The 22,619-nt window shown below is 39.4% G+C and carries 28 protein-coding genes and 1 other RNA gene; 22 read left to right on the top strand and 7 right to left on the bottom strand.

What is annotated here, in order from left to right; all coding sequences use genetic code 11:
- Positions 1-221: 221 nt before the first annotated feature.
- The 7 genes from ACOSV2_RS06010 to ACOSV2_RS05980 all read left to right on the top strand — a co-directional run bounded on the left by ACOSV2_RS06010 (position 222) and on the right by ACOSV2_RS05980 (position 5,153).
- Positions 222-482 carry a metal-sensitive transcriptional regulator gene (locus ACOSV2_RS06010; RefSeq protein ID WP_428974361.1) on the top strand — a complete coding sequence of 87 codons (261 nt, stop codon included), beginning with the start codon at positions 222-224 and terminating at the stop codon, positions 480-482.
- An 85-nt stretch (positions 483-567) separates the two neighbouring features.
- Complete coding sequence (locus ACOSV2_RS06005) at positions 568-795, top strand: sulfurtransferase TusA family protein (protein ID WP_428974360.1); 228 nt, start codon at positions 568-570, stop codon at positions 793-795.
- Positions 796-844: 49 nt separating this feature from the next.
- Complete coding sequence (locus tag ACOSV2_RS06000) at positions 845-1,324, top strand: DsrE/DsrF/DrsH-like family protein (RefSeq protein ID WP_113967940.1); 480 nt, start codon at positions 845-847, stop codon at positions 1,322-1,324.
- A gap of 48 nt (positions 1,325-1,372) precedes the next feature.
- Positions 1,373-1,945: a sulfurtransferase TusA family protein gene (locus tag ACOSV2_RS05995; RefSeq protein ID WP_428974359.1), complete on the top strand. Its 573-nt coding sequence runs from the start codon at positions 1,373-1,375 to the stop codon at positions 1,943-1,945.
- A 31-nt stretch (positions 1,946-1,976) separates the two neighbouring features.
- On the top strand, positions 1,977-3,104 hold the full coding sequence (locus ACOSV2_RS05990; protein WP_428974358.1) for an MBL fold metallo-hydrolase: 1,128 nt from the start codon (positions 1,977-1,979) through the stop codon (positions 3,102-3,104).
- 84 nt (positions 3,105-3,188) lie between these two features.
- Positions 3,189-3,965 carry a sulfite exporter TauE/SafE family protein gene (locus ACOSV2_RS05985; protein WP_113967937.1) on the top strand — a complete coding sequence of 259 codons (777 nt, stop codon included), beginning with the start codon at positions 3,189-3,191 and terminating at the stop codon, positions 3,963-3,965.
- 267 nt (positions 3,966-4,232) lie between these two features.
- The gene (locus tag ACOSV2_RS05980; RefSeq protein WP_428974357.1) at positions 4,233-5,153 is read left to right on the top strand and encodes a DUF1002 domain-containing protein; all 921 of its coding nucleotides are present in this window, start codon (positions 4,233-4,235) and stop codon (positions 5,151-5,153) included.
- 49 nt (positions 5,154-5,202) lie between these two features.
- Here the strand turns inward: ACOSV2_RS05980 and ACOSV2_RS05975 are convergent, their stop codons facing one another.
- Positions 5,203-6,612, bottom strand: a complete 1,410-nt coding sequence (locus ACOSV2_RS05975; RefSeq protein WP_428974356.1) for a sensor histidine kinase — start codon at positions 6,610-6,612, stop codon at positions 5,203-5,205.
- On the bottom strand, positions 6,609-7,295 hold the full coding sequence (locus ACOSV2_RS05970; protein WP_324743983.1) for a response regulator transcription factor: 687 nt from the start codon (positions 7,293-7,295) through the stop codon (positions 6,609-6,611). Before ACOSV2_RS05970 ends, ACOSV2_RS05975 begins: the two co-directional genes overlap by 4 nt.
- A 239-nt stretch (positions 7,296-7,534) precedes the next feature.
- Between ACOSV2_RS05970 and ACOSV2_RS05965 the strand changes: the two genes are divergently transcribed.
- From ACOSV2_RS05965 to ACOSV2_RS05945, 5 genes are all read left to right on the top strand, one after another.
- Positions 7,535-7,939: a hypothetical protein gene (locus ACOSV2_RS05965; RefSeq protein WP_324743982.1), complete on the top strand. Its 405-nt coding sequence runs from the start codon at positions 7,535-7,537 to the stop codon at positions 7,937-7,939.
- A gap of 142 nt (positions 7,940-8,081) precedes the next feature.
- Complete coding sequence (locus tag ACOSV2_RS05960; RefSeq protein WP_428974355.1) at positions 8,082-8,444, top strand: rhodanese-like domain-containing protein; 363 nt, start codon at positions 8,082-8,084, stop codon at positions 8,442-8,444.
- A gap of 37 nt (positions 8,445-8,481) precedes the next feature.
- Entirely contained in the window at positions 8,482-8,778 is a 297-nt protein-coding gene (locus ACOSV2_RS05955; protein WP_428974354.1) for a rhodanese-like domain-containing protein, read from the top strand.
- A 129-nt stretch (positions 8,779-8,907) separates the two neighbouring features.
- Positions 8,908-10,032 carry an MBL fold metallo-hydrolase gene (locus ACOSV2_RS05950; protein ID WP_428974353.1) on the top strand — a complete coding sequence of 375 codons (1,125 nt, stop codon included), beginning with the start codon at positions 8,908-8,910 and terminating at the stop codon, positions 10,030-10,032.
- 64 nt (positions 10,033-10,096) lie between these two features.
- Complete coding sequence (locus tag ACOSV2_RS05945; protein ID WP_397551267.1) at positions 10,097-10,486, top strand: YidH family protein; 390 nt, start codon at positions 10,097-10,099, stop codon at positions 10,484-10,486.
- Between the two features lie 41 nt (positions 10,487-10,527).
- On the opposite strand, the gene ACOSV2_RS05940 is transcribed toward ACOSV2_RS05945, so the two are convergent.
- The gene (locus ACOSV2_RS05940; protein ID WP_113967931.1) at positions 10,528-10,788 is read right to left on the bottom strand and encodes a hypothetical protein; all 261 of its coding nucleotides are present in this window, start codon (positions 10,786-10,788) and stop codon (positions 10,528-10,530) included.
- Between the two features lie 173 nt (positions 10,789-10,961).
- Between ACOSV2_RS05940 and ACOSV2_RS05935 the strand changes: the two genes are divergently transcribed.
- The 3 genes from ACOSV2_RS05935 to ACOSV2_RS05925 all read left to right on the top strand — a co-directional run bounded on the left by ACOSV2_RS05935 (position 10,962) and on the right by ACOSV2_RS05925 (position 12,663).
- Positions 10,962-11,843 carry an NAD(P)-dependent oxidoreductase gene (locus ACOSV2_RS05935; protein WP_428974352.1) on the top strand — a complete coding sequence of 294 codons (882 nt, stop codon included), beginning with the start codon at positions 10,962-10,964 and terminating at the stop codon, positions 11,841-11,843.
- Between the two features lie 88 nt (positions 11,844-11,931).
- Entirely contained in the window at positions 11,932-12,072 is a 141-nt protein-coding gene (locus ACOSV2_RS05930) for a hypothetical protein (protein ID WP_428974351.1), read from the top strand.
- A 69-nt stretch (positions 12,073-12,141) separates the two neighbouring features.
- Positions 12,142-12,663: a type 1 glutamine amidotransferase domain-containing protein gene (locus ACOSV2_RS05925; protein WP_428974350.1), complete on the top strand. Its 522-nt coding sequence runs from the start codon at positions 12,142-12,144 to the stop codon at positions 12,661-12,663.
- A gap of 74 nt (positions 12,664-12,737) precedes the next feature.
- Here ACOSV2_RS05925 and ACOSV2_RS05920 read toward each other — a convergent pair whose 3' ends face one another.
- Positions 12,738-13,034: a phage holin family protein gene (locus ACOSV2_RS05920; protein ID WP_113967928.1), complete on the bottom strand. Its 297-nt coding sequence runs from the start codon at positions 13,032-13,034 to the stop codon at positions 12,738-12,740.
- A gap of 242 nt (positions 13,035-13,276) precedes the next feature.
- On the opposite strand from ACOSV2_RS05920, the gene ACOSV2_RS05915 reads away from it, so the two are divergent.
- Complete coding sequence (locus ACOSV2_RS05915) at positions 13,277-13,714, top strand: peptidylprolyl isomerase (protein WP_428974349.1); 438 nt, start codon at positions 13,277-13,279, stop codon at positions 13,712-13,714.
- Between the two features lie 105 nt (positions 13,715-13,819).
- A non-coding RNA gene (gene ssrS, locus ACOSV2_RS05910) (6S RNA) lies at positions 13,820-14,008 on the top strand.
- A 221-nt stretch (positions 14,009-14,229) separates the two neighbouring features.
- On the opposite strand, the gene ACOSV2_RS05905 is transcribed toward ssrS, so the two are convergent.
- Positions 14,230-14,880 (bottom strand): MtnX-like HAD-IB family phosphatase, encoded by a 651-nt coding sequence (locus ACOSV2_RS05905; RefSeq protein WP_428974348.1) that lies wholly within the window; start codon positions 14,878-14,880, stop codon positions 14,230-14,232.
- Positions 14,881-15,030: 150 nt separating this feature from the next.
- Positions 15,031-15,327, bottom strand: coding sequence for a DUF948 domain-containing protein (locus ACOSV2_RS05900; protein ID WP_428974347.1), 297 nt, complete (start codon positions 15,325-15,327; stop codon positions 15,031-15,033).
- A 158-nt stretch (positions 15,328-15,485) separates the two neighbouring features.
- On the opposite strand from ACOSV2_RS05900, the gene ACOSV2_RS05895 reads away from it, so the two are divergent.
- The 4 genes from ACOSV2_RS05895 to ACOSV2_RS05880 all read left to right on the top strand — a co-directional run bounded on the left by ACOSV2_RS05895 (position 15,486) and on the right by ACOSV2_RS05880 (position 20,396).
- Positions 15,486-16,274, top strand: a complete 789-nt coding sequence (locus tag ACOSV2_RS05895) for an HAD family hydrolase (RefSeq protein WP_428974346.1) — start codon at positions 15,486-15,488, stop codon at positions 16,272-16,274.
- Between the two features lie 110 nt (positions 16,275-16,384).
- Entirely contained in the window at positions 16,385-16,831 is a 447-nt protein-coding gene (locus ACOSV2_RS05890) for a CoxG family protein (RefSeq protein WP_428974345.1), read from the top strand.
- 180 nt (positions 16,832-17,011) lie between these two features.
- Complete coding sequence (locus tag ACOSV2_RS05885; protein ID WP_428974344.1) at positions 17,012-19,594, top strand: helicase-related protein; 2,583 nt, start codon at positions 17,012-17,014, stop codon at positions 19,592-19,594.
- Between the two features lie 82 nt (positions 19,595-19,676).
- A complete protein-coding gene (locus tag ACOSV2_RS05880) occupies positions 19,677-20,396 on the top strand; it encodes a DsbA family oxidoreductase (protein WP_428974343.1) in 720 nt (239 codons plus the stop codon).
- A gap of 75 nt (positions 20,397-20,471) precedes the next feature.
- On the opposite strand, the gene ACOSV2_RS05875 is transcribed toward ACOSV2_RS05880, so the two are convergent.
- Entirely contained in the window at positions 20,472-21,602 is a 1,131-nt protein-coding gene (locus ACOSV2_RS05875) for a CAP domain-containing protein (RefSeq protein ID WP_428974342.1), read from the bottom strand.
- Between the two features lie 193 nt (positions 21,603-21,795).
- On the opposite strand from ACOSV2_RS05875, the gene speD reads away from it, so the two are divergent.
- Entirely contained in the window at positions 21,796-22,608 is an 813-nt protein-coding gene (gene speD / locus ACOSV2_RS05870; RefSeq protein ID WP_428974341.1) for an adenosylmethionine decarboxylase, read from the top strand.
- Positions 22,609-22,619 lie beyond the last annotated feature (11 nt).

Here is a 22,619-nt window from a genome sequence, read left to right as displayed (position 1 = left end):
GGTCCATATTTTCGCAATATGACACATTCAAAAGAATCATTCACATTTGTTAAACAAGAGCATAAGCAGTGGAGGAAACCTAATGAAACGGCGAGGATACTCACCCATTCTCACGAAAAGAGCTTTTCAAAGAAAATGGTGATATTCTCTTGACTTTATACCCAAAGGGGTATATTATTGTGATTGTAGCAGGAAACAACAAGCCAACAGGAGGTGTCTTTATGGAATACAATTCACAAGTTAAGAATCGAATTAAACGTGTTGAAGGGCAGCTCCGTGGAATCGTAAGAATGATGGAGCAAGGGGAAGATTGTAAAGACGTTATCACTCAACTTTCCGCAGCAAAAACAGCTCTGGACCGTTCCGTAGGCTTAATTGTCAGTATGAATCTTGTAGAGTGTGTAAGGGATTCACAAGAGACGGGTGAAAATACAGAAGACCTTGTAAAAGAAGCAGTGAATTTATTAGTGAAGAGTCGATAAAAAAAAGTTGACATCTTTTTTTATATCATATAATATACCCTTATGGGTATTTTGAAAAAACAATCATTCTTAGGAGGAATTATAAATGAACGCAGATAAAGTACTAGATGCTAAAGGATTAGCCTGCCCGATGCCGATTGTAAAAACTCGAAAGGCAATAAAAGAAATTGAAGCTGGTCAAATTTTAGAGATTCAAACAACGGATAAAGGTGCTAAAAGTGACTTAACAGCCTGGGCTAAATCTACAGGACATGAATTGCTCGATTCAAATGAAGAAAATGATGTATTTACATTCTGGATTAAAAAAGGATAAATTTTTTTAAGGGGATAAATACCCCTTACAGTAATTAGGAGGAGATACAATGTCAGAAAGAAAAACAACCAATATTATTCTCTTTAGTGGAGATTATGATAAAGCGATGGCGGCATATATCATTGCGAACGGTGCGGCAGCGTATGATCATGACGTAACCATTTTCCATACATTCTGGGGATTGAATGCTTTAAGAAAAGAAGAAATGGTACCTGTGAAAAAAGGATTTATGGAGAAAATGTTTGGGGGTATGATGCCTCGCGGCGCAGATAAGCTGGGATTATCCAACATGAATTTCATGGGGATGGGTCCTAAAATGATCAAAGGTGTTATGAAGAAGCATAATGCTATGCCTTTACCTGATTTAATTGACATGGCAAGGGAACAAGAAATCAATCTGGTTGCGTGTACCATGACAATGGATTTATTAGGTTTACACAAAGATGAATTATTAGAAGAAATCGAGTATGCAGGAGTAGCTGCGTATTTAGCGGATGCTGAAAATGGTAACGTGAACTTATTCATCTAATTTTTTTGAAATAAAATATACCCTATGAGGTAATTGGAGGTTATATAAATGAACACGATTGAAACAAATTTCGTATTAGATGCAAAAGGATTAGCTTGTCCAATGCCGATTGTAAAAACAAAAAAGGCCATGAATAACCTGGAAGCAGGACAAGTGATTGAGATCCAAGCAACAGACAAGGGTTCTAAGGCGGATCTTCAAGCTTGGGCAAAAAGTTCTGGCCATGATTATCTCGGAACCATTGAAGAAGGAGATGTTCTGAAGCACTTTGTCCGCAAATCAAGTGGTGAAGAGGCTGTAGAGCGTAAACATGAATCAGTAACGGATAATGATACATTGGCCGGAAAATTGGGCGATGAAAATGTCGTTGTTCTGGATGTCCGTGAAAAAGCCGAATATGCATTCAAACATATTCCAGGCTCGATCTCGATGCCATTTGGAGAGCTTGAAACACGTGCAGACGAATTGAATAAAGACAAGGACATTTATGTGGTTTGCCGTACCGGAAACAGAAGCGACATGGCGGCGCAATTATTAGCTGAAAAAGGTTTTACTAATGTCATCAATGTTGTTCCAGGTATGAGCGATTGGACTGGAGACGTTGAATCGAACGTGAAGTAAAGTATAAACACTATTACTGGGAGGTTAAATTATGTCAGTCAAACCAATGAATTCAAAAGAAATAGCTCAAAAAGTCATGAACAGAGAAGGTTTATTCATTTTAGATGTTCGTAATGCAGATGCCTTTGAAGATTGGAAAATTGAAGGTGAAAAATTTGAATACCTGAACATCCCATACTTCGAACTGTTAGATGGTGTAGAAGAAATAATGGATCAACTTCCTAAGGATAAAGAAATTCTTGTTGTATGTGCGAAAGAAGGTTCTTCTATTATGGTAGCGGAAATGCTTTCAGATGAAGGGATGGATGTTTCTTACCTTGAAGGCGGAATGAAAGCTTGGAGCGAACATTTGGAGCCTGTTAAAGTGGGTGAATTAACAAAAGGCGGAGAGCTTTATCAATTTGTACGTTTAGGAAAAGGTTGTCTATCCTATATGGTCGTGTCAAATGGTGAAGCAGCGATCGTCGATGCTACTCGTATGACTGATATCTTTATCGATTTTGCAAAAGAAAAAGGCGCAACGATTACAAATGTATTTGATACTCACTTGCATGCCGATCATATTTCTGGAGGACGTAACATTGCAGAAGCAACAAATGCTACCTATTGGTTACCTCCTAAAGACGCTGAAGAAGTTACCTTTGAATATGCTGCACTTGAAGACGGGAATAAAGTCGTGATTGGAAATACAACGATTGATATTACAGCTCTTTACTCACCGGGGCATACAATCGGTTCAACTTCATTTGTGATTGATGAAAAGTATTTATTATCTGGCGACATTCTATTTGTGGACAGTATCGGACGTCCGGATCTTGCGGGGAAAGCGGAAGATTGGGTAGCTGACCTTAGAGAAAGTCTTTACAAAAGGTATAAAGACCTTTCTATGGAGCTAACCGTTTTACCGGCTCACTTTATGATTATTGATGAATTAAATGAAGATGGCTCCGTAGGTGAAAAGCTGGGAACATTATTTGCAAAAAACCACGGTTTAAATATCGAGAGTGAAGAAGAATTCAGAAAGCTGGTATCTGAAAACCTTCCACCTCAACCAAACGCGTATCAGGAAATTCGTGAAACGAACATGGGTAAAGTAACTCCAGATGAAGAGAAACAGCGTGAGATGGAAATTGGACCAAACCGATGTGCGGTTCGATAATCAAGCGTACTAATCTAAAGAAATAATCAAAATGGGAACCTGTGAGAGAGGTTCCCGTTTTATTAGAAGAGGAGGAACAACACGATGGATTTGGCATTTATCATGACTATCTTTCTAATCGGATTTGTCGGCTCGTATATATCAGGAATGGTAGGGATCGGCGGTAGTATCATTAAATATCCCATGCTCCTTTATATTCCGCCATTGCTTGGAGTAGCAACATTCACTGCTCACGAAGTTTCAGGTATTAGCGCAGTTCAGGTATTCTTTGCCACACTTGGTGGGGTTTGGGCTTACCGTAAAGGGGGCTATCTTAATAAAACCCTCATCACTTACATGGGTGTAAGTATTTTAATTGGTAGCTTCATTGGCGGGTATGGTTCGAAATTCATGAGTGAGGCTGGAATTAATATTGTGTATGGAATTCTTGCATTAATTGCCGCTATCATGATGTTCATTCCCAAAAAAGGCATTGACGATATAAAACTCGAGGACGTTACATTTAACAAGTGGTTAGCGGCGATACTTGCCTTGATCGTCGGGGTTGGAGCAGGTATCGTTGGAGCAGCTGGAGCTTTCCTACTAGTTCCGATTATGCTGGTGGTCCTTAAGATTCCTACAAGAATGACGATCGCTTCATCCCTTGCCATCACGTTGATTTCTTCAATCGGATCAACAATCGGAAAGATATCGACAGGTCAAGTGGAATATCTACCAGCTATGATTATGGTCGTAGCTAGTTTAATTGCATCTCCACTGGGCGCTATGGCAGGAAAGAAAATGAATACAAAGGTTCTTCAAATGATACTAGCCGTTTTAATCCTGGCTACAGCGATTAAAATCTGGCTCGATATACTTTAAACCATTTAAAGCTTAGTTCTGATTCACCTGGTATCTTCTACCATATAGAGGATTTCTAGTGAACAGAACTAAGCTTTTTTGTGTTGTAGCTTCGTACCTGTTATAGTAGTGCACAAAAAAGTCATTGTAACTTTCCTCTGGTATTGATCGTCTAATCAACAGAAAGAAATAAGACTCTAGATGGATGAACATACTTAATGAGACTAGTACAATGGAAGAGTGGAATAGCTCTATTACCTATCCATCATGAAAAAGGGAGAATGATTAATGAAGAAATTGATTACCATTGCCTTACTATTATCACTAATGGTGGGCATCACCCAGCCAGCATTTGCTGCAGATAATGATAAAAAAAGCATCAATGAAAAATTTGGACTGCCTATCATTGTATATGGGGAAACCCTTACGGGCGAACAAAAGAAAGAGGTTCAAGATCAATTAGGAATGGAAGACGGAACCGAAGTGGAAGAGTTTACGGCAACGGGCGAAGACCTTGTGAAGTATATTGAAGGTGAAAACCGTAATGCCCGTATGTTTTCCTCCGCCATGATTACTCGCAAAGAGAAAGGCGAGGGTCTGAAGGTAAATATTGTGACACCGGAAAATATTACGGAAGTGACGAATTCTATGTATTCAAATGCTTTATTAACTGCAGGCGTTGAGAACGCAGTAGTAGATGTGGCCTCTCCTGTGAAGGTAAGTGGTCATTCTGCATTAGTCGGAATTTATAAAGCGTATGATGTTAGTGGGGAGAAGCTTGATACGGTTCGTATGGAGGTTGCCAACGAGGAATTAACCGTTGCAACAGAACTTGCCAAAGAAGCTGGGATTGATAAGGAAGAAGTCAGCAACCTGTTAACCGAAATAAAGAAGGAAATAGCCGAACAGGATCCCGCCACCAAAGAAGAAGTTGAACAAATCGTTGAAGAGAAGCTTCAAACTCTGAACATCGAGCTAAGCCCGGAGGATCGCCAGTTATTAATCGATTTGTTTGAAAAAATGAGGTCACTGGATATTAACTTTGATAATGTTCAACAACAATTAGATGACCTGACGAATGACATCCAAACCACGATTAAGGAAATTGTCAAAGATGAAGGGTTCGGGCAAAAAGTGTCTGACTTCTTTACTGGCTTATTAAATGCCATCGCTGATTTCTTTAAATCTATTAAAAATCTATTTGGGTAATGGACTATTTTGTATTTAAAATAGCAAAAAGACTGAGTCTGCATTTGACTCAGTCTTTTATTTCAAGTAAAGGAAACCTTAGTTGGACCGTTGTTCCCTTGCTTTCTTCACTATCTATAGACAAAGAACCATCGTGTTTATTCATGATTTCTTTGGCGATGGATAAACCAAGGCCGTATCCTCCTGTATTTCTTGTTCTCGACAAATCGGAGCGGTAAAATCTTTCTCCGATACGGGATAAGGAACCTGCAGGAATGCCAATACCGGTATCCCTTATTTTTACAACAGCCATTCCACCTTCTTCGTACGATTGAATGAGTATGCGACTCTCTTCAGGAGAATATTTCAAGGCATTATCCAAAATATTATAGAATACCTGCATGACCCGGTTGGGATCCCCATGAATAATGGATTCTTCATTTAAATCATGTTGGACATCCATTTTTTTGTTTTTTGCATGAGGGAGGACAAGTGTTAATGAATCCATAATTAACTGAGAGAGTACAATCGGTTCAATATCTAAAGAAAAAGAGCTATCCTCCAATTTATTCAATTCAAGTAGCTCTGTAATTAATTTCTGCATCCGAATCGATTCTTTTTGAATTAGGCGCAGGCTTTCTTCCATTTCTTCAGGGTTCGTTTGAACCTTGTCGGTCAGTGCCTTTGCATATCCACCGATATAGGTAAGGGGAGTCCTTAATTCATGGGCAACATTCGAAAGAAACTGACGCTTCCGTTCCTCTTGATGTTGAAGAGAATCGACCATACTATTAAACGTCAGGGCAAGTTCTGCCATTTCATCTCTGGAGTTGACATTGAGCCTGTCTGAAAAATCACCTTTAGCCACTTTATTCGAAAATTGTTGCATTTCCCTAACAGGTTTAAATAATGATGCTAAAGAAGATTGAATGATCAAGAACAATACAAAATAAAACATGACACCTGTGAGCACCAATATAGGGATCCCTTTACTAAACACTTCCGTCATTTCAGCCAAGGGGATGTATATGAGTAAATACCCCATTAATCTTTCTTCGTTCATAAGAGGAAAGATAGCTCCAATCACATTCCGGTTAAATTCTGCTACATATCCTTCTTTCATTACCGGGTTACCTTTAGCCAATTCTCTTTTGTCATCGTTATTGATGAGAGGATTTTGGTCAATATGATATGGGAAGCTTTTGGTTAAGTCTTCAAGTTTCTCCACAACAGACACTTCGTAAGGGGAGATCACATTATACCAAAGGATTTTATCCCTTACACTCCCGCTTACGTCACCATAGTGATAGTGATCAGCTGTTCTCTGTCCTTGATAAAGCAGTGACTCCTTAACGGTCCCAATATATAGATCCTTATATAGAAAATGAATAAATAGAAATGAAAAGACAATGGTTAAAAATAAGCTGCTTAATAATAGAAGAGAGACTTTTTTATTGAGAGTCAGATTGGAATTTTTCAAACGGACCCCTCGAACTTATAGCCAAGGCCCCACACAGTTTCGATCAAAGGTCCATGGTTCTTCAATTTCAGCCTTAATGTTTTAATATGGGTATCCACTGTACGATCGCTTCCTTCATAATCACTTCCCCATACTTGATCGAGAAGCTGATCTCGCTTATACACTCTTCCTTGATTACGGGCCAGGAACAAGAATAGTTCATATTCTTTTAAGGTTAAGCGAGGTGAAAGTTCACCAACTGAAATCGTCCTTGATGCCAAATTAAATGACACCGGTCCATATCGTTCGATCATTGAATGTTGGGACGATTGAGTTCCGTAGGATCTTCTCAGGATCGTTTCGATTCGTGCAACAAGTTCCTCAGCATTAAATGGTTTAACCATATAGTCGTCACTTCCAAGCCTAAGTCCTTTCACCTTGTCTAAATCATCTCCCTTTGCCGAAAGGAAGATGAAGGGAACCTGGCTTGTTTCCCGAACCTCTTTTAGTAATTGATAACCATCCATGAATGGCATCATGATATCCACAACCATGATATCCACATGTGTTTTCTTCAGCTGATCAAGGGCAGCGAGTCCATTCTCTGCATCTAAGCAGAAATATTGATCTCTATTTAAATACAGTTTGATCAGCTGCCTCATTTCCGGCTCATCATCCACAATCAGGACATTCCATTTTTTCAACGTAAACCACTCCTATCCATACTTCACATGCAATGGCATAAGTTTTATTATAGACGAAATTAGTGAATTTTTTATGATATAAGAAACATTTACCGTAGTAGCTTTATCCATTTTAGCATGAATTACGACAGGGCTCGGAAGCGGAAATCCGTTCATGGCTCACTACTTTTCCCAAACAGGGACATTTGCCCTTCCCTTTTTTCCATTTCTTAATAGGCTAATAAAGAGGAGTGACGAAGATGTATGAGAGGAGAACCATATACAGAAAGAATTTGATGAGCCTATTTAATTCCGGATCCGGATTTCCAAACCTTGGAACTGGATATGGCGGCAATCCTCCTGGCGTGTATCAAGGCTATGTACCATGGGAAGGTAACCAGGGTCCAGGAGGGGGATTCGGTGGAGGACCAGGTTATTATAATCAAGGACCTTATGGTAGTACAGCGGGACCCCAAGGTTTTCCGCCGCCAGGATTTCCACAGCCCGGTTACGGTCCACCACCATTTGGTCCGGCAGGAGGCTACGGGTATGGTATTAATCCAATCGGTGCAGGTTTAATTGGTCTTGGATTAGGGTTTCTTGGAGGACAGATTGTAAATAGCCCATTTAAGGGTCCACATAAACGCTACTATTATTACCTATAATATATCAAACCGACTCTAAGGACAGAGTCGGTTTTTCTATGGATATACACAACACTTGACTATATACCTAGTAGGGTATATTATAAAGCTATAAAGTAAATGCTTTGGGAATCAGATTAATGCAAACAGATGAGGTGATGTTTTGGAATTTATTGGAGTGATTGTTCTAGCGATACTCATTTATCTTTATGTGATGATGAAGAAACCAGGGAAAAATATCAAACAAATTTCAACGAATGAATTAAAATCGTTGTTTGGTAACACTGACAAGCAATTCATTGATGTTCGTACGCCGGGAGAATTCAGACACAATCACATCAGACACTTTAAGAATGTGCCATTACAGTCTTTACAACAACACGTTCACAAATTATCGAAGGATAAAGAAATCATTGTGATTTGTCAAAGTGGAATGAGAAGTGCCAGTGCCTGTAAAGTACTTAAAAAGCAAGGGTTCACAACGGTTACTAATGTTAAGGGTGGAATGAATTCCTGGTCCAATTAATAGAGTGGCTATAACCTTTGAAGGAGAGGGAATATTAATGAAAATAATTTCAGCAAGTAGGGTAAATGAACGATTAACAGCTGGAGAAACATTAAATATTATTGATGTTCGCGAAACAGCTGAGGTAAGAAGTGGGAGAATTCCAACAAGTATCCACCTTCCATTGGGTCTTCTGGAATTTCGAATGAATGAATTAGACAAGAAGAAAGAGTACATCGTGGTTTGTCAATCCGGCGGCAGAAGCAGTCAAGCTGTAAAGTTTCTCGACTATCAAGGGTTCCATGTAACAAATATGGTCGGCGGAATGCTCGCATGGGAAGGTAAAGTAGATTAAGTCATTCTTTCTTCGATTTTCATTATTGGAAAAATAATCACATTAAATACCCCTGTAGGTTTAAAGAGTGGAAAATAGGATAATTTATATACGATGGGATGAAAATAGTAAGAGGGAGGAATTCATCATATGACAAGTGTAAAAGAATTGACGGCAAAGGAACTAACGAAAAAGATACTCAATGGAGACAGCATGTTTATTCTGGACGTTCGTCCAAAGGATGCCTTCGATGATTGGAGGGTAGAAGGGAAGAACGTAAAAATAATAAATAAGCCTTTTTCCGAACTCAAGGACGATCTTGGATCTGTTCAATCCACTTTACCACGTGATGAAGCCATTTACGTGATATGTGCAAAAGGAAATTCTTCCACTAAAACGGCAGAAATGCTGGTAGAAGCAGGAATGGATAACATTTATTCCGTAAATGGAGGCATGCAGGCTTGGAGTGAATATCTAGAGCCAGTAAAAATTGGGGATGTTTCAGGCGGTTCACTCTACCAATTTGTCCGTATCGGGAAAGGTTGTCTATCTTATGCTATCGTTTCAAATGGAGAAGTAGCTTTCGTTGACACCAGCCGGATTTTGAAACCTTATAAGAAATTTATTCAAGACCATGAAGTATCGGTGAAAGCAGTACTTGATTCGCATCTGCATGCAGATCATATTTCAGGCGGGCGGTCTTTAAGTAATGAATACAATTCTCCTTATTATTTGCCTCCTAAAGATGCAGAGGACGTTCAATACGAATATAAAGAATTAAATGATGACACGGTCATTAATGTGGGTGATACGACCATTAAAGCTGTATACTCTCCTGGACATACGATTGGGAGCACCTCCTTTATTGTGGCAGATCACTACTTGTTAACAGGAGATATTCTGTTTATTGATTCGATAGGCAGACCTGATTTAGCTGGTAAAGCAGAAGACTGGGTAGGAGACTTAAGGAAAACTTTGTATAAGAGGTATAAAGATCTTGCGGATGAATTGATTGTCTTACCTGCCCACTTTATGACAATCGATGAGATGAATGAAGATGGATCGGTGTCTCATCCTCTAAAAGCTCTATATAGAGAAAATCATGGATTAAACATAGAAGATGAACAGGAATTCCGAAAAACAGTTACGGAAAATCTTCCTCCTCAACCAAATAGCTATGAAAAAATTCGTGAAACCAACATGGGTAAAATGCATCCGGAAGAAGAGGAACAACGGGAAATGGAAACAGGTCCAAACCGATGTGCGGTGCGGTAAATAAAATAGCGGTTTGAAAAGAGCATAGTTACATCATGCAATCATCCTCAATGAGGATGATTGCATGTATATGGAAGAACCAGGGAAGTGGATATGCATGAACGGAACAAATGAATCAAAATATATTCAGCAGCACCTAGCAAACGAACGAACATTCCTGGCTTGGATTCGTACAGCGATTGCAATTATCGGGATTGGTTTCCTCACAACAAGCTTGCATTATAACTCGCTTCAAGGAGATGCCGTCCAAGATCGAATCGCCGTCTCCATCAGTGCTGTATCAATCATTATCGGGTTAGTTATCATTATTGGATCGACCGTTAACTACTACCGGACGAGAAGACATATAAACACACAAACATTTGTATCTGCAGATGCCTTCATCAAGATGATGGCGATTGTAGCAACTATTGTCCTTATATTTGTAACCGTATATTTTTTTATCCTGAATTGAAAAAGCTGAACGAGTGGGTTTAACCCACTCGTTCAGCTTTATTAATCTTGTTTTTTTTCATTGTAATATTGAACCGAAGTCATGGCTCCTTCACTCACCATGGAATTGTCTTCAATATTTCCTGGGTCTGGATTTCCGCCTTTTTCAACAGGTAAATCTTCTTTTCTTCTCTTTTTGAATTTAGTTACCAATCCTTCTTTTACATTGTGCAGCTGATTGCGCTTCTCCTTCGATGATAAGATCCATCCTAATGAACCAGCCGTAACCGTCGCACCAACAAGTAAGGTTTTATTTACTCTCATTTTATTCTTCCTCCTTCAGGGAAAATATAGTTTGTATAGTATGTTCTTTATTTTCCCGGCATACATGAATTTAAACATTAGGGATAGATTCAAATAATTACAGGAGTGGACAATTATTGAGTTCTAGTTAAAAATATACATAATAGATGTAAAGCAAAGGGAGGAAGAAATCAATGAAGGATATTACCAAACAAAGAGTCATTGGATTTATTGGAACAGGTGTCATGGGACAAAGCATGGCAGGTCATCTGCTCGAGGCCGGTTACCAGGTGGTCGTATACAATCGTACGAAAGAGAAAGCATCAAATCTTATACATAGAGGTGCAAAATGGGCAGACACACCAAAGAAAGTGGCTGAAATTTCCGATGCAGTGATTACGATCGTAGGATATCCAACAGATGTAGAAGAAATATACCTCGGTGAAAATGGAATTCTTGATCATTTAAAACGTGACTCACTTGCCATTGATATGACCACTTCATCTCCAAAATTAGCAGAGAGAATCTTTGAAGTAGGCAAGGATAAAGGAATATCGACATTGGATGCCCCTGTTTCAGGTGGAGATATCGGAGCCAAAGAAGCAAGGCTTTCAATCATGGTAGGAGGAGACGAGGAATCATTCGAAACGGCAAAGCCCCTATTAGACCTTCTGGGTTCAAATGTTGTGTATCAAGGTAAGGCAGGAGCGGGACAGCACACGAAGATGTGTAACCAAATCACGATTGCTTCTAACATGATGGGAGTAAGTGAAGCACTTCTTTATGCGAAGAAATCAGGCCTGAATCCAGATAAAGTGCTTAAGAGTATCACCTCGGGAGCGGCAGGCAGCTGGTCCCTTAGTAATCTGGTTCCACGAATGATTGATGAGGATTATGCTCCAGGTTTTTATGTAAAGCACTTTATCAAAGATCTTAAGATTGCCCTGGAATCATCCAGGGAGATGGGAATCAAGACACCGGGGTTAGAGCTGGCCCTCTCATTATATGAAGAATTGGCTAAGAATGGTGAAGAAAACAGCGGCACTCAAGCTCTTATAAAATTATTGGAGACATAACAGCGACTGCTGCCTGCATATCATACTTCACTATTAATTGGGAATGATAGGAGGGTGTTGTTACTAATTTGAAGGTATGGTGATTCTTTTGAAAAAAAATACGTTTAAGCAATTTTCGACACTTATATACACGTTTGGTTCTATCATGACCGTAGTTGCCTTCCTTGTATCCTATTTCCAAACGAAAACGATCATTCAAGCAATTAAGAAGTATAGTCCGTATAATTAAGATCTATTGTTTGCAATATCTACACATAACTTAGACAATGATAGTGAAGAAAAGTGAGGAGGGGTCCTGTTGAAACTAACGGGTAAAAAAGTCATTCAATTAGTAAGTGCAGATTTTGAAGATCTTGAACTGTGGTATCCTGTATTACGTTTGCGTGAAGAAGGAGCAATTGTACATATTGTCGGCGAAAATGCAAATCAAGAATACATCGGGAAATACGGGGTTCCGATTGTCTCAGAATACGCGTTTAAAGATATCAATCCGGAAGACTATGATGCAATCCTCGTACCGGGTGGATGGTCACCTGATAAGTTACGCCGCTATGAAGATGTGATTTCTATGGTTCAAACCATGGACAAGAGTAAGAAGCCGATCGGTCAAATCTGTCATGCAGGTTGGGTTTTGATTTCAGCCAAAATTCTTCAAGGTGTAAAAGTCACCAGCACACCAGGAATAAAAGATGACATGGAAAATGCAGGGGCAACCTGGGTAAATGAACCCGTCGTCACAGATGGTCATATTGTTTCAAGCCGCAGACCACCCGATTTACCAGACTATATGAGAGAATTCATTGAAGTGTTAGCAAACTAAATTCACAAATAAAAAGGACTGGTGCCAAGAGAAACTGTGATTTTAGTTTCACGTGGACCAGTCCTTTTTCGTCCCTATTTCTTTTTTTCTCTTTTATTTCGATCATTCACCCGTGAGAAAAACGTCTGTTTAACAGATTGATGGGTGGTAATGGCTGCACCTGTTGCGATGAATCCATTGGCAATTCCATTAAAATCAAAGCCCAATGTCCAGCCACTGGCAGCTACTCCTACCAGCAGCAAGATCCAGATAATCAACCAATCCGGAATGTGAGGAGTCCTCTTCAATGCATACCCTAAAACCCATAGCATTGGAACGAGCAAAGTAACTTGAGGATCGATGGAGATCCCACTCAATAAATTTTCGACCATACGTTTCACTCCCTAAAATGAAATATGACTTCTATAAAAGCTTATTCGAACAAGATAGTGTTTCATGACAACCTGTACCCGAAGATTCAGGGGAAAATGAAAACAACAAGCACATACGGTGAAAATTATTGAAGTGGTACTTCATTGAAATGTTTCCTAATGAAAAGTGACCTATAAAGTGACATAGTAATTGTTCAATGATATTATATTGATTGACTTAATATAAAAAGGAGATGTTTATAATGGCAAAAAAAGGATACATACAATTTCAAACAGGTGAAAAAATCGAATTTGACCTATATCCAAATGAAGCACCTGGAACAGTGGCAAATTTCGAAAAATTAGCAAACGAAGGTTTCTACAACGGTTTAAGCTTCCACCGTGTCATCCCTGGTTTCGTAAGCCAAGGCGGATGCCCTGATGGTAATGGTATGGGTGGTCCTGGTTATACAATCAAATGTGAAACAGAAGGAAATCCACATAAACATGAAGAAGGTTCATTATCCATGGCCCACGCTGGTAAAGATACTGGAGGAAGTCAGTTCTTCATCGTTCATGAGCCACAGCCTCACCTAAACGGCGTTCATACCGTCTTCGGAAAAGTGACATCAGGAATCGACATCGCTAAATCAATGAAAAACGGCGACGTTATGGAGAAAATGGAAGTATACGACGCGTAATGAAAGAGGGACGGACCTTGGTCCCGTTCTTTTGTGAACGAAGATCTATTGATGGTAAAGAAAAACAATAGTTGAAATGCCATTCATGATGATGTATTATACTAATACAGGCTGCGTTGTACGTAATCATAACGAAGTTTTAACCTTTAAACTGTAATAGGGAGTTTTACATCGAAGTTGGAATGTCAAGCCTCCACGATTTGAGGACGACAGGAAACCTTCTGCAAACACCCACTTTGAGGAGTGGTGGTTTAAAACTTTCTTATATCAAATTACGGCAAATGTGGCTCCTTACATTAGTATCTCAAGCCAGTTCCCAATCGGGGGCTGGCTTTTTTCATATCTATGAAAATAATCAGTCAATAAAAAAGACCGAATTCCTAAAGGGAATTCGGTCTGAAGGTTTTTATTGCGAGGCCCCTCCCGTCCGTACATGGTTAAGTGTCCCGCAACAAGCGAATGTTCGGGAGAGGCAAAATAATTGTATCACGCAAAGGCAAGATAAGCAAAAAGATTTAGCGCAGCACTCCATGACGTATTAGATGTTGCTCAATGTCAATGAAATCATTCACTTCAATATGAGGAGTATTGTTTTCATTCAGGATATCCTGTAATGCTTTCATGGCAAAAGTGATATCTGCCACTTTGGCAGGATGACTATCTGGTTCACTATCACCTGCAAAATAAATGGTCTCATACTCTTTTTTGAGATCAGTAAGAACTTTTGATTTGTCGATTCCATATCGTTCGGAGTAATGTGGATGTTCAGGATCAATATTCATATGTACATTCTTCTCTTCATAGTATCCTTCATTTGAGTATACCTCAACGCCAGTAATTCCGTACTGCCCAAGAATATGTTGAATATAGTAATCCGTACCTGCGCTTAATATATAGAAGTCCCCTCCTTGTGCCTGCACTTTACGGATGAAGGAAGGAACGTGTTCATCAATCTCCAGAGAATGTATATCTTCAATGATCTGACTTTCTTCTTGATGTATGGACGTGAAAACCTGACGCAAAAAATCGATGTCCTTCATTTCTCCAGACTTCCATTGTTTGTATAAAACTTGCCCCTCTTCAAAGTACTTCTCCAGTACAAGATGATAAAAATCCTTTTTAGAGATCGTACCATCAAAGTCCGAAACAAATGCCCATTTTTTCATACCATCTCCTCCTCATTACTAGTCCAGTCGATTGTATCATGTTTAAAGCAGGGGATGGAAGCGATGGGGGAGGTGAACTTTAATTATATTATGTAAACTGATATAACATATAAAAAAGATCACCTCACTAAAGAGTAAGGTGAACTTTTGTTATTTCTTCAAGCTGGCTAAAAATCCTTTCAATACTTCTGGTGTGCGTTTGACTTCTTGAACGGTGTTGGTGATGGTCATCTTTTTGTATTCGATATCTCCCTGAATCTCTCCTTGTGTTTCTTGTAGCTGGTTCGTTTCGGAAGAAATTTTGTCCATTCTGGTTTGAATGTTTGCCACCGTTTGATTCATTTCATTAATAACGGGTCGGGTCGTCTTCACTGTTTTCATAAGTGCGACTCCCAACATGACTATAGCAACCACAATTAATGCAATACTTGCATATACAATCCACATGTAAAGTTCACCTCAATAAACGTTGTTTTTAGTTGTATTCCCTAAAAACGTTGATAATAACGTAATGATAATTTTTTTCTTCTTGGTTTACTAATTCCCGTATAGCTAGTAATCTAAAATATAAGATTAACGTAAACGAAAAAAAAGGAGAGAAAAAGATGATTAAAGCCATCATGTTTGATTTAGATGACACATTATTATGGGACTCCAAAAGTATTGAAGAAGCGTTTAAAGCAACTTGCCGTTATGCACAGACGAAAGTGGGGGTGGATCCCCAAGATTTAGAGCTTAGTGTCAGAGAAGCTGCGACAAAGTTGTATTCAACCTATGATACATATGAATTTACACAGAATATTGGTATTAACCCATTTGAAGGACTTTGGGGAGACTTCTTGGATGAACATGATGAAGGCTTTCATAAGATGAAAGAAATCGTCCCAACTTACCGCAAAAAGGCCTGGACGTCTGGGTTACAATCTTTAGGCATTACGGATGCAGAGCTTGGGGCAGAATTATCCGAGCGATTTCGCAAAGAAAGAAGAGAGAAACCTTACGTGTATGAAGATACCTTTCGTGTGTTAAATGAAGTGAAGGGAAATTTTCAACTGTTGTTATTAACGAATGGCTCACCTCATTTACAGAATACAAAACTTGATAAGACACCTGAACTCGTGCCTTATTTTGAAGAAATTATCATCTCAGGAGATATCGGTAAAGGGAAACCGGATTCAGCAATGTTTCTTCATGCTTTAGAGAGGCTTAAGCTTCAAAAGGACGAAGTGATCATGGTAGGAGATAATTTAAATACAGACATTCGTGGGGCTTCAAATCTCGGTATCACAACGGTTTGGATTAATCGACGTCAGCAAAAACCTCAAAATATTATCCCTGATTATGAAATCAAAGAACTCCATGAAGTTCTCGATATCGTAAATAACATGAAATAGGAGGCTTCCTTGTGAAGCTTCTTTTTTTACTCACTTCCACCAGTCATAATAGCCTCTTACCCTACATACTATTCACGGACATCCCATTTAATAAGGAAGGGGGTACTCTCATGGGAATAGGAATTCATCATGTTAACGTTCATGCATCACGCTTACATGTATGGGAATTCATTCGTGATATGAATGCCTGGGCTCCTCTTGTTCCTGGGTACAAAGAGCATACCATTGTTTCAGATGTTCAATCGACTTGGAAATTCACCCTGCGTTTTGGAGTGTTGAGCAAAAAGGTGCATGTGAAGGTACTGGTTACAGAATGGAAGGAACCATCCGAAGTCATGTTCATATTAAGGGGGATCAATCAAAAGTTTACAGGTGAAGGTTTTTTTAAGGCTAATGAAGTAAACTCTTCCATCACGGCTATGACGGGGTGTCTCACAATTGAATCCACAAGTTCACTGGCTAAAATCCTTGAATCTACATTTGATAAAATGGTGCACGAGCTCACCAAGGAACTAACGGAAGCGGTTGGTGAAGCGATTGAGAAAGGCAAGCAATGACATGCATGCCCTGAACTATGGGGCCCCGCGTAGTTCTGTTTTAATTTATCATCATTCAGGGGCAGCTTCTATGCTATAATGAACTATTTGTAAGCAAGAGATTTGTTAGATATAGAAGAAATACATACACTATAAAGTACATATAGGGATAACGTGTAAAACATATAAAGGGGTCAAATCATGCAAAACCTTCAAATACTTCGTGAAGAAGCCGTAGAAGAAACAAAACGAAAGATAGAAGATGATATCACACTTTACTTAGAGAAACATGAGAATTGTCCTTCATTTCAGGATTATGTTACAGAAAGAAGTGCTTTCTTTCACAATATCTGGACGAATATCTGGCTTAACAAGGTAACCAACGATGTTCTACGAAGCCATAAAAAAGCCTTCTTAAGAAATAAAGGTTATGATATCGAAGGGACAGATAAGAAACTGATTAACAAGTTATTTCGCAATGAGATAAGAGATTTTCAGCCATTTCATATTCTAAACTGGTTAATGGAATATCCACCTTCAGCAAACGATTGGAAAGAGCGCCATCAAAATGTTAGAGAAAACTATTTAAAAAAACACGAAGAAAAAAAGCAAGCAGCACTTCAAAAAGATATTCAAAAAGAAATCCTCTCCTTCATAAACAAGCAAATGGATGAGCTTGAACTGTATTGGTATGTGGAGTTACGACATTTATTTGCTAAAAAATTTGTAGAAGATCTGGCATCAAAAACAAAGTATCGCCATACTGAACCATATATGCTGGAAGAGAAACTGGAAGAGGAAGGAAACTTCACTAGTGATTCTTTTACGACGGTATCTGATTTCCTTAAGGAATTTACAGGCTCCATTCACAAGAAGAGTGAAAACTGGGATGGGCATGTATGGGAATATGAAACCTATTTCTATCCGTACGAACGTTTCATCTTTTATTATTCAGAGCAAATTGTATACCGCTCACTCATGAGTCATATGCCTGGAGAATTATTGTCTGAATACGATGATGTATTCGGTCAGCCCTTATCGGAAGAACGATTGAGCAGGCTTAGTCACCATTTTCTCCTTACGTTGAAGTCAACCTTTTTCACAATGATTCAAGAGGAGTATGTTGTGGACTTATATCAGGTTGTAGAAGTTCCTTTTGATGAGGATATTCACCTTTCCATTTATGAAAGAGATTTAACAGAGCGGGAGAAGAGAAAGGCTGCTGAGTTAGCAGAGTTGAAAAGGATGCAGGAAGAAGAACAGCGAATGATGGAAGATATTTTTGGAAGGGAGTATAGTCCTTCATTCCGGGGTGATATCAAGTATACCCTCCATATCGGTGAAACGAATACAGGGAAAACCCATCATGCCATAAGCCGGATGAAAGAAGCGAAAAGCGGCATGTATTTAGCTCCACTCCGCCTCCTCGCCCTGGAGGTATTTGATACATTGAACACAGATGGAGTACCCTGTAATCTGAAAACAGGAGAAGAGGAAAAAGAAGTCCCTTTGGCAAAGCACGTATCGTCTACCGTAGAGATGTTCCGTGAAAAGGACGAATATGAAGTGATTGTAATCGATGAGGCTCAGATGCTGGCCGATCAAGACAGGGGTTTTTCCTGGTACCGTGCGATTACGAAAGCAAAAGCAAAAGAGGTACATATCATCGGAAGTGAAAATGTCCGGGAGCTGCTAATGGAATTAGTGGGTGAAGGAAACATTGAAGTCCATGATTACAAAAGAGAAATTCCTTTGCAGGTCGAATCGAAAGAATTCCAATTGCGGCATGCCAAAAAAGGAGATGCTCTCGTCTGCTTTTCCCGCAAGAAGGTATTGGATACGGCATCAAGGTTGCAAAATAATGGACATAAGGTCAGCATGATTTACGGGAGCATGCCTCCTGAAACAAGAAAGAAACAAATGATGCAATTCATTAAAGGGAAGACAAACATGATTGTGTCAACCGATGCAATCGGAATGGGCTTGAATTTACCGATACGAAGAATCGTATTCCTGGAAACCGATAAATTTGACGGAACCAGAAGGAGAAGGCTGACATCCCAGGAAGTAAAGCAGATTGCCGGTCGTGCCGGCAGAAAAGGACTGTACAATGAAGGGAAAGTAGCTTTTACAAAGGATATTAAAGTAATGAAACATCTGTTAGATCAGCCCGATCGATCTCTCGAAACATTTGCCATCGCACCGACAAGCGCTGTGTTTGAACGTTTTCAACGCTACTACCATGACCTTGATACGTTTTTCTACTTTTGGGAGAAATTCAAAAGTCCTTATGGCACGGAAAAAGCCTCCCTATTTGAAGAAAGGGAGTTATATGAACTCATTCGTGGAACCGATATCGAGGCGAAGCTTACATTGAATGATCTGTACGGATTTTTACATCTCCCTTTTTCGAAAAAAGAGGCTCAGTTAACCGAGCAGTGGCTAGAGTGCATGAACGCCATTGTACACGGAGAAGAATTACCCGAACCACCTATAAATAACAAAAACCTGGAACAAAAAGAAGTATCCTACAAGGCTGTCGGTCTGCATCTATTATTCTTATATCGATTGGGAAGACAAACGGAGGCCTATTACTGGGAGCGGGTTAGAAGTGAAATCGCCGATGGAGTACACGAAAGTCTCAGGACAGAGGTCACCAGTATGAGTCAGACGTGTAAACAATGCGGAAAGAAATTACCTCCAAACTTCGGGTTTCCAATTTGTGATCGGTGTCATGCAGCCAGGGTGAAAAGAAGAACGAGAAGAAAGCCTCCATATTCGTAAGCCATGAGCAAATTCAAAGTGGAAACATGCGAATTATGGTACGATCAGATACGAATTGAAAATGTAAATTGAGGTGTATAGGATGAAAATTGAAGTTTGGTCAGATTATGTATGTCCATTTTGTTATATAGGGAAACGTCATTTAGAGGAAGCTCTCCAACAATTCCCTGAAAGAGATCAAGTTGAGATTGCTTTCAAGAGCTTTGAGTTAGATCCCGATGCACCTGTGGATACAGACATGAGCATTCAGGAAATTCTTTCGAAAAAGTATGGTACTTCTCTTGAACAAGCAAAAAACATGACTGACAGCATGACGAAACAAGCAGCAACGGTAGGACTGGACTTTCGCTTTGATACCAGTATTTCCACGAATACATTCGATGCACATCGCCTGACAAACTATGCAAAAACGAAAGGAAAAGAAACAGAGCTTACTGAAATACTGTTACACGCTCACTTTACACTTTCAAAGCATATCGGTGACAAGGAAACGCTGGTGAGATTAGCGGAACAAGCCGGATTGGATGCAGAAGAATCACAAGCTGTACTAGAAAGTGATGAATTCACCCAAGATGTAAGAGCCGATGAAGAGGAAGCAAGACAAATAGGTGTTCAAGGTGTCCCATTCTTTGTGATCAACCGGAAATATGCTATTTCAGGTGCACAGCCAAGTGACGTATTTTTAAGCTCAATCCAAAAAGTATGGGAAGAAGAGAATCAAACGGATTCGCTTCAGCCACTGGGAACCGATGGTATGGCTTGTGACGAAAATGGATGCGATGTTCCTCCATCCAAATCATAATCCAAAGACCACGTTCAGCAAAAAAAGCAAGTGAGCGTAACTCACTTGCTTTTTTAGTGGTTAGGAAGATCGATGTTAATTACTAAAGAAGTTCTCTGTGAAATACGGCTGTGCTTTTCCGTTGAATGCGACTCCGACACCTAAATGTTCATAATGGGGTTGAAGGATGTTTTCCCTGTGCCCTTTTGAGTTCATCAATCCCTCATGGGCGAAGATGGAACTTAATTGTCCATAGGCTAAGTTTTCTCCTGCGGTACGAAAGGCCACCTGATCTTCTTCCATGCGATCGAATGGGGATTCGCCTTCGAGATTGGTATGACTGAAATAGTTCTGTTCCACCATGTCCAGACTATGTTTTCTTGCTGTGTCCCTGACTTGATCGTCCCAAGAGAGTGCATTTAATCCTTTTTCCACACGGGTAGCGTTTGTGAGGTCAAAAAGCTGGAATTCAAATCCTTCCTTCAACTCGGAACTCGCTTCTGAATAGAAATTCTTCTTATTTGCTTCCAGGCTTTCATCGATTATTTGTATGGCCGTGACGGTGTCGTTTTCATGCTTGTCATAGAACACAGTTACGTAGCTTCCATCCACTTGATAGACTTCCTGTTCTCCATTGTTTTGGAGTTGATATAGAGTCAATCCTTTTCGGATGTTTGAGAGTGGTTCACCGAGTTCATTCTGAACCACCTCTTTGGATACCCCCATTTCAATTCCCGATGAGGAGGAAAGGAGGTCTTGATTGGTGTAAAGCCCATTAACCTGGTTGTTTTCATCATAAGAAACCATTAAGAAATTACGGTAGTTTTCGTGATAGGCATACCAGGAAACTCCGTATTCATTAGTGGATTGTCTCTTTGCTTCTCCCAGCTCTTGCTCAAGGTTCTCTTTTGAATCTCCCATTTCAATATTATAGATAGAGAAGGTTTGATCACTTGGTACTGTTAAAGTAGGTTTTTCTACAGGGTTCTCTTCCTTTATATTAGAGGGATTTTCGAGATCTCTAAACGACTCGTCCAATTTAATGAGCAGCAGGTTTACTTCGTTGTATAGTTGATTGAAGGTGTCTTTCACTTTTGGACTGTTCTTTATTTCTTCAATTTTTGTGAGCACAGAATCGAATTCTGTTGCTTCCACTTTGTCTTCCCACGCGGGTTTTGATATATAGGCAAAAGCAACTATCATAATAAGTAAAAACAATCGTCTCAATCTCTAACACTCCATTCTATCTTCCATTGTATCCAAATTAATAAATAAGTAAAAAGGGAAATGCTTATTCACTATGTTCAGTACCCATTCTTAACCACCTTCAATCAAAAGAACCTGTTTTAGTATGGTTGGCTCTGGGTAAGATAAAAGCATAGGCAGGCACGACAAACTTACATATAAGGGGAAATTCACGATGAAATTATCTCATGAAGAACGAATTCAACTACATGAATTTAATAACTTAACGAAGTCATTAAGTTTTAATATGTACGATATTTGCTACACCAAGACCCGTGAAGAGCGTGAAGCGTATATTGAATATATCGATGAACAATATAATGCTGATCGGTTAACGAAGATCCTGACACATGTATCGGATATTATTGGCGCACACGTCTTGAACGTTTCTAAGCAGGATTATGTCCCACAGGGTGCGAGTGTGACAATCCTGGTGTCTGAAGGACCGATTGTTGAAGTACCCACAGAACATTTTGATGAATCTCCGGGACCACTACCATCCACGGTTACGATGCATCTTGATAAGAGCCATATTACGGTTCATACATATCCTGAGTATCATCCTCACGAAGGGATTTCTACTTTCCGGGCAGATATCGATGTCTCTACTTGCGGGGAGATCTCTCCTCTAAAGGCGTTGAATTATCTTATTCACTCATTCGACACAGACATCATGACGATGGATTATCGGGTGAGAGGATTTACACGTGATATCAATGGACGAAAATTATTTATCGATCATGATATTAATTCGATTCAGAATTACATTCCAGATGAAATCAAAGATGAGTATGACATGATTGATGTAAATGTGTATCCTCAGAATATCTTCCATACAAAATGTAAGTTGAAAGATTTTGATTTAAATAACTATTTATTCGGCTATACAAAAGAAAAGCTGGATGAAAGTGAAATGGATGAAATTACGGATAAAGTGAAAATGGAAATGGATGAAATTTTTTACGGTAAGAACATTCCTAAACCATAATCATGGTGGAA

Source organism: Rossellomorea sp. DUT-2 (assembly GCF_052665285.1).
This window is presented reverse-complemented; position numbering and strand designations above follow the sequence as displayed.

Excerpts from the sequence above, each read along its gene's own strand:
- ACOSV2_RS06010 (WP_428974361.1), top strand. The coding sequence starts at position 222 with ATGGAATACAATTCACAAGTTAAGAATCGAATTAAACGTGTTGAAGGG.
- ACOSV2_RS06005 (WP_428974360.1), top strand. The coding sequence starts at position 568 with ATGAACGCAGATAAAGTACTAGATGCTAAAGGATTAGCCTGCCCGATG.
- ACOSV2_RS06000 (WP_113967940.1), top strand. The coding sequence starts at position 845 with ATGTCAGAAAGAAAAACAACCAATATTATTCTCTTTAGTGGAGATTAT.
- ACOSV2_RS05995 (WP_428974359.1), top strand. The coding sequence starts at position 1,373 with ATGAACACGATTGAAACAAATTTCGTATTAGATGCAAAAGGATTAGCT.
- ACOSV2_RS05990 (WP_428974358.1), top strand. The coding sequence starts at position 1,977 with ATGTCAGTCAAACCAATGAATTCAAAAGAAATAGCTCAAAAAGTCATG.
- ACOSV2_RS05985 (WP_113967937.1), top strand. The coding sequence starts at position 3,189 with ATGGATTTGGCATTTATCATGACTATCTTTCTAATCGGATTTGTCGGC.
- ACOSV2_RS05980 (WP_428974357.1), top strand. The coding sequence starts at position 4,233 with ATGAAGAAATTGATTACCATTGCCTTACTATTATCACTAATGGTGGGC.
- ACOSV2_RS05965 (WP_324743982.1), top strand. The coding sequence starts at position 7,535 with ATGTATGAGAGGAGAACCATATACAGAAAGAATTTGATGAGCCTATTT.
- ACOSV2_RS05955 (WP_428974354.1), top strand. The coding sequence starts at position 8,482 with ATGAAAATAATTTCAGCAAGTAGGGTAAATGAACGATTAACAGCTGGA.
- ACOSV2_RS05950 (WP_428974353.1), top strand. The coding sequence starts at position 8,908 with ATGACAAGTGTAAAAGAATTGACGGCAAAGGAACTAACGAAAAAGATA.
- ACOSV2_RS05945 (WP_397551267.1), top strand. The coding sequence starts at position 10,097 with ATGTATATGGAAGAACCAGGGAAGTGGATATGCATGAACGGAACAAAT.
- ACOSV2_RS05940 (WP_113967931.1), bottom strand. The coding sequence starts at position 10,788 with ATGAGAGTAAATAAAACCTTACTTGTTGGTGCGACGGTTACGGCTGGT.
- ACOSV2_RS05935 (WP_428974352.1), top strand. The coding sequence starts at position 10,962 with ATGAAGGATATTACCAAACAAAGAGTCATTGGATTTATTGGAACAGGT.
- ACOSV2_RS05920 (WP_113967928.1), bottom strand. The coding sequence starts at position 13,034 with ATGGTCGAAAATTTATTGAGTGGGATCTCCATCGATCCTCAAGTTACT.
- ACOSV2_RS05915 (WP_428974349.1), top strand. The coding sequence starts at position 13,277 with ATGGCAAAAAAAGGATACATACAATTTCAAACAGGTGAAAAAATCGAA.
- ACOSV2_RS05905 (WP_428974348.1), bottom strand. The coding sequence starts at position 14,880 with ATGAAAAAATGGGCATTTGTTTCGGACTTTGATGGTACGATCTCTAAA.
- ACOSV2_RS05900 (WP_428974347.1), bottom strand. The coding sequence starts at position 15,327 with ATGTGGATTGTATATGCAAGTATTGCATTAATTGTGGTTGCTATAGTC.
- ACOSV2_RS05895 (WP_428974346.1), top strand. The coding sequence starts at position 15,486 with ATGATTAAAGCCATCATGTTTGATTTAGATGACACATTATTATGGGAC.
- ACOSV2_RS05890 (WP_428974345.1), top strand. The coding sequence starts at position 16,385 with ATGGGAATAGGAATTCATCATGTTAACGTTCATGCATCACGCTTACAT.
- ACOSV2_RS05885 (WP_428974344.1), top strand. The coding sequence starts at position 17,012 with ATGCAAAACCTTCAAATACTTCGTGAAGAAGCCGTAGAAGAAACAAAA.
- ACOSV2_RS05880 (WP_428974343.1), top strand. The coding sequence starts at position 19,677 with ATGAAAATTGAAGTTTGGTCAGATTATGTATGTCCATTTTGTTATATA.
- speD (WP_428974341.1), top strand. The coding sequence starts at position 21,796 with ATGAAATTATCTCATGAAGAACGAATTCAACTACATGAATTTAATAAC.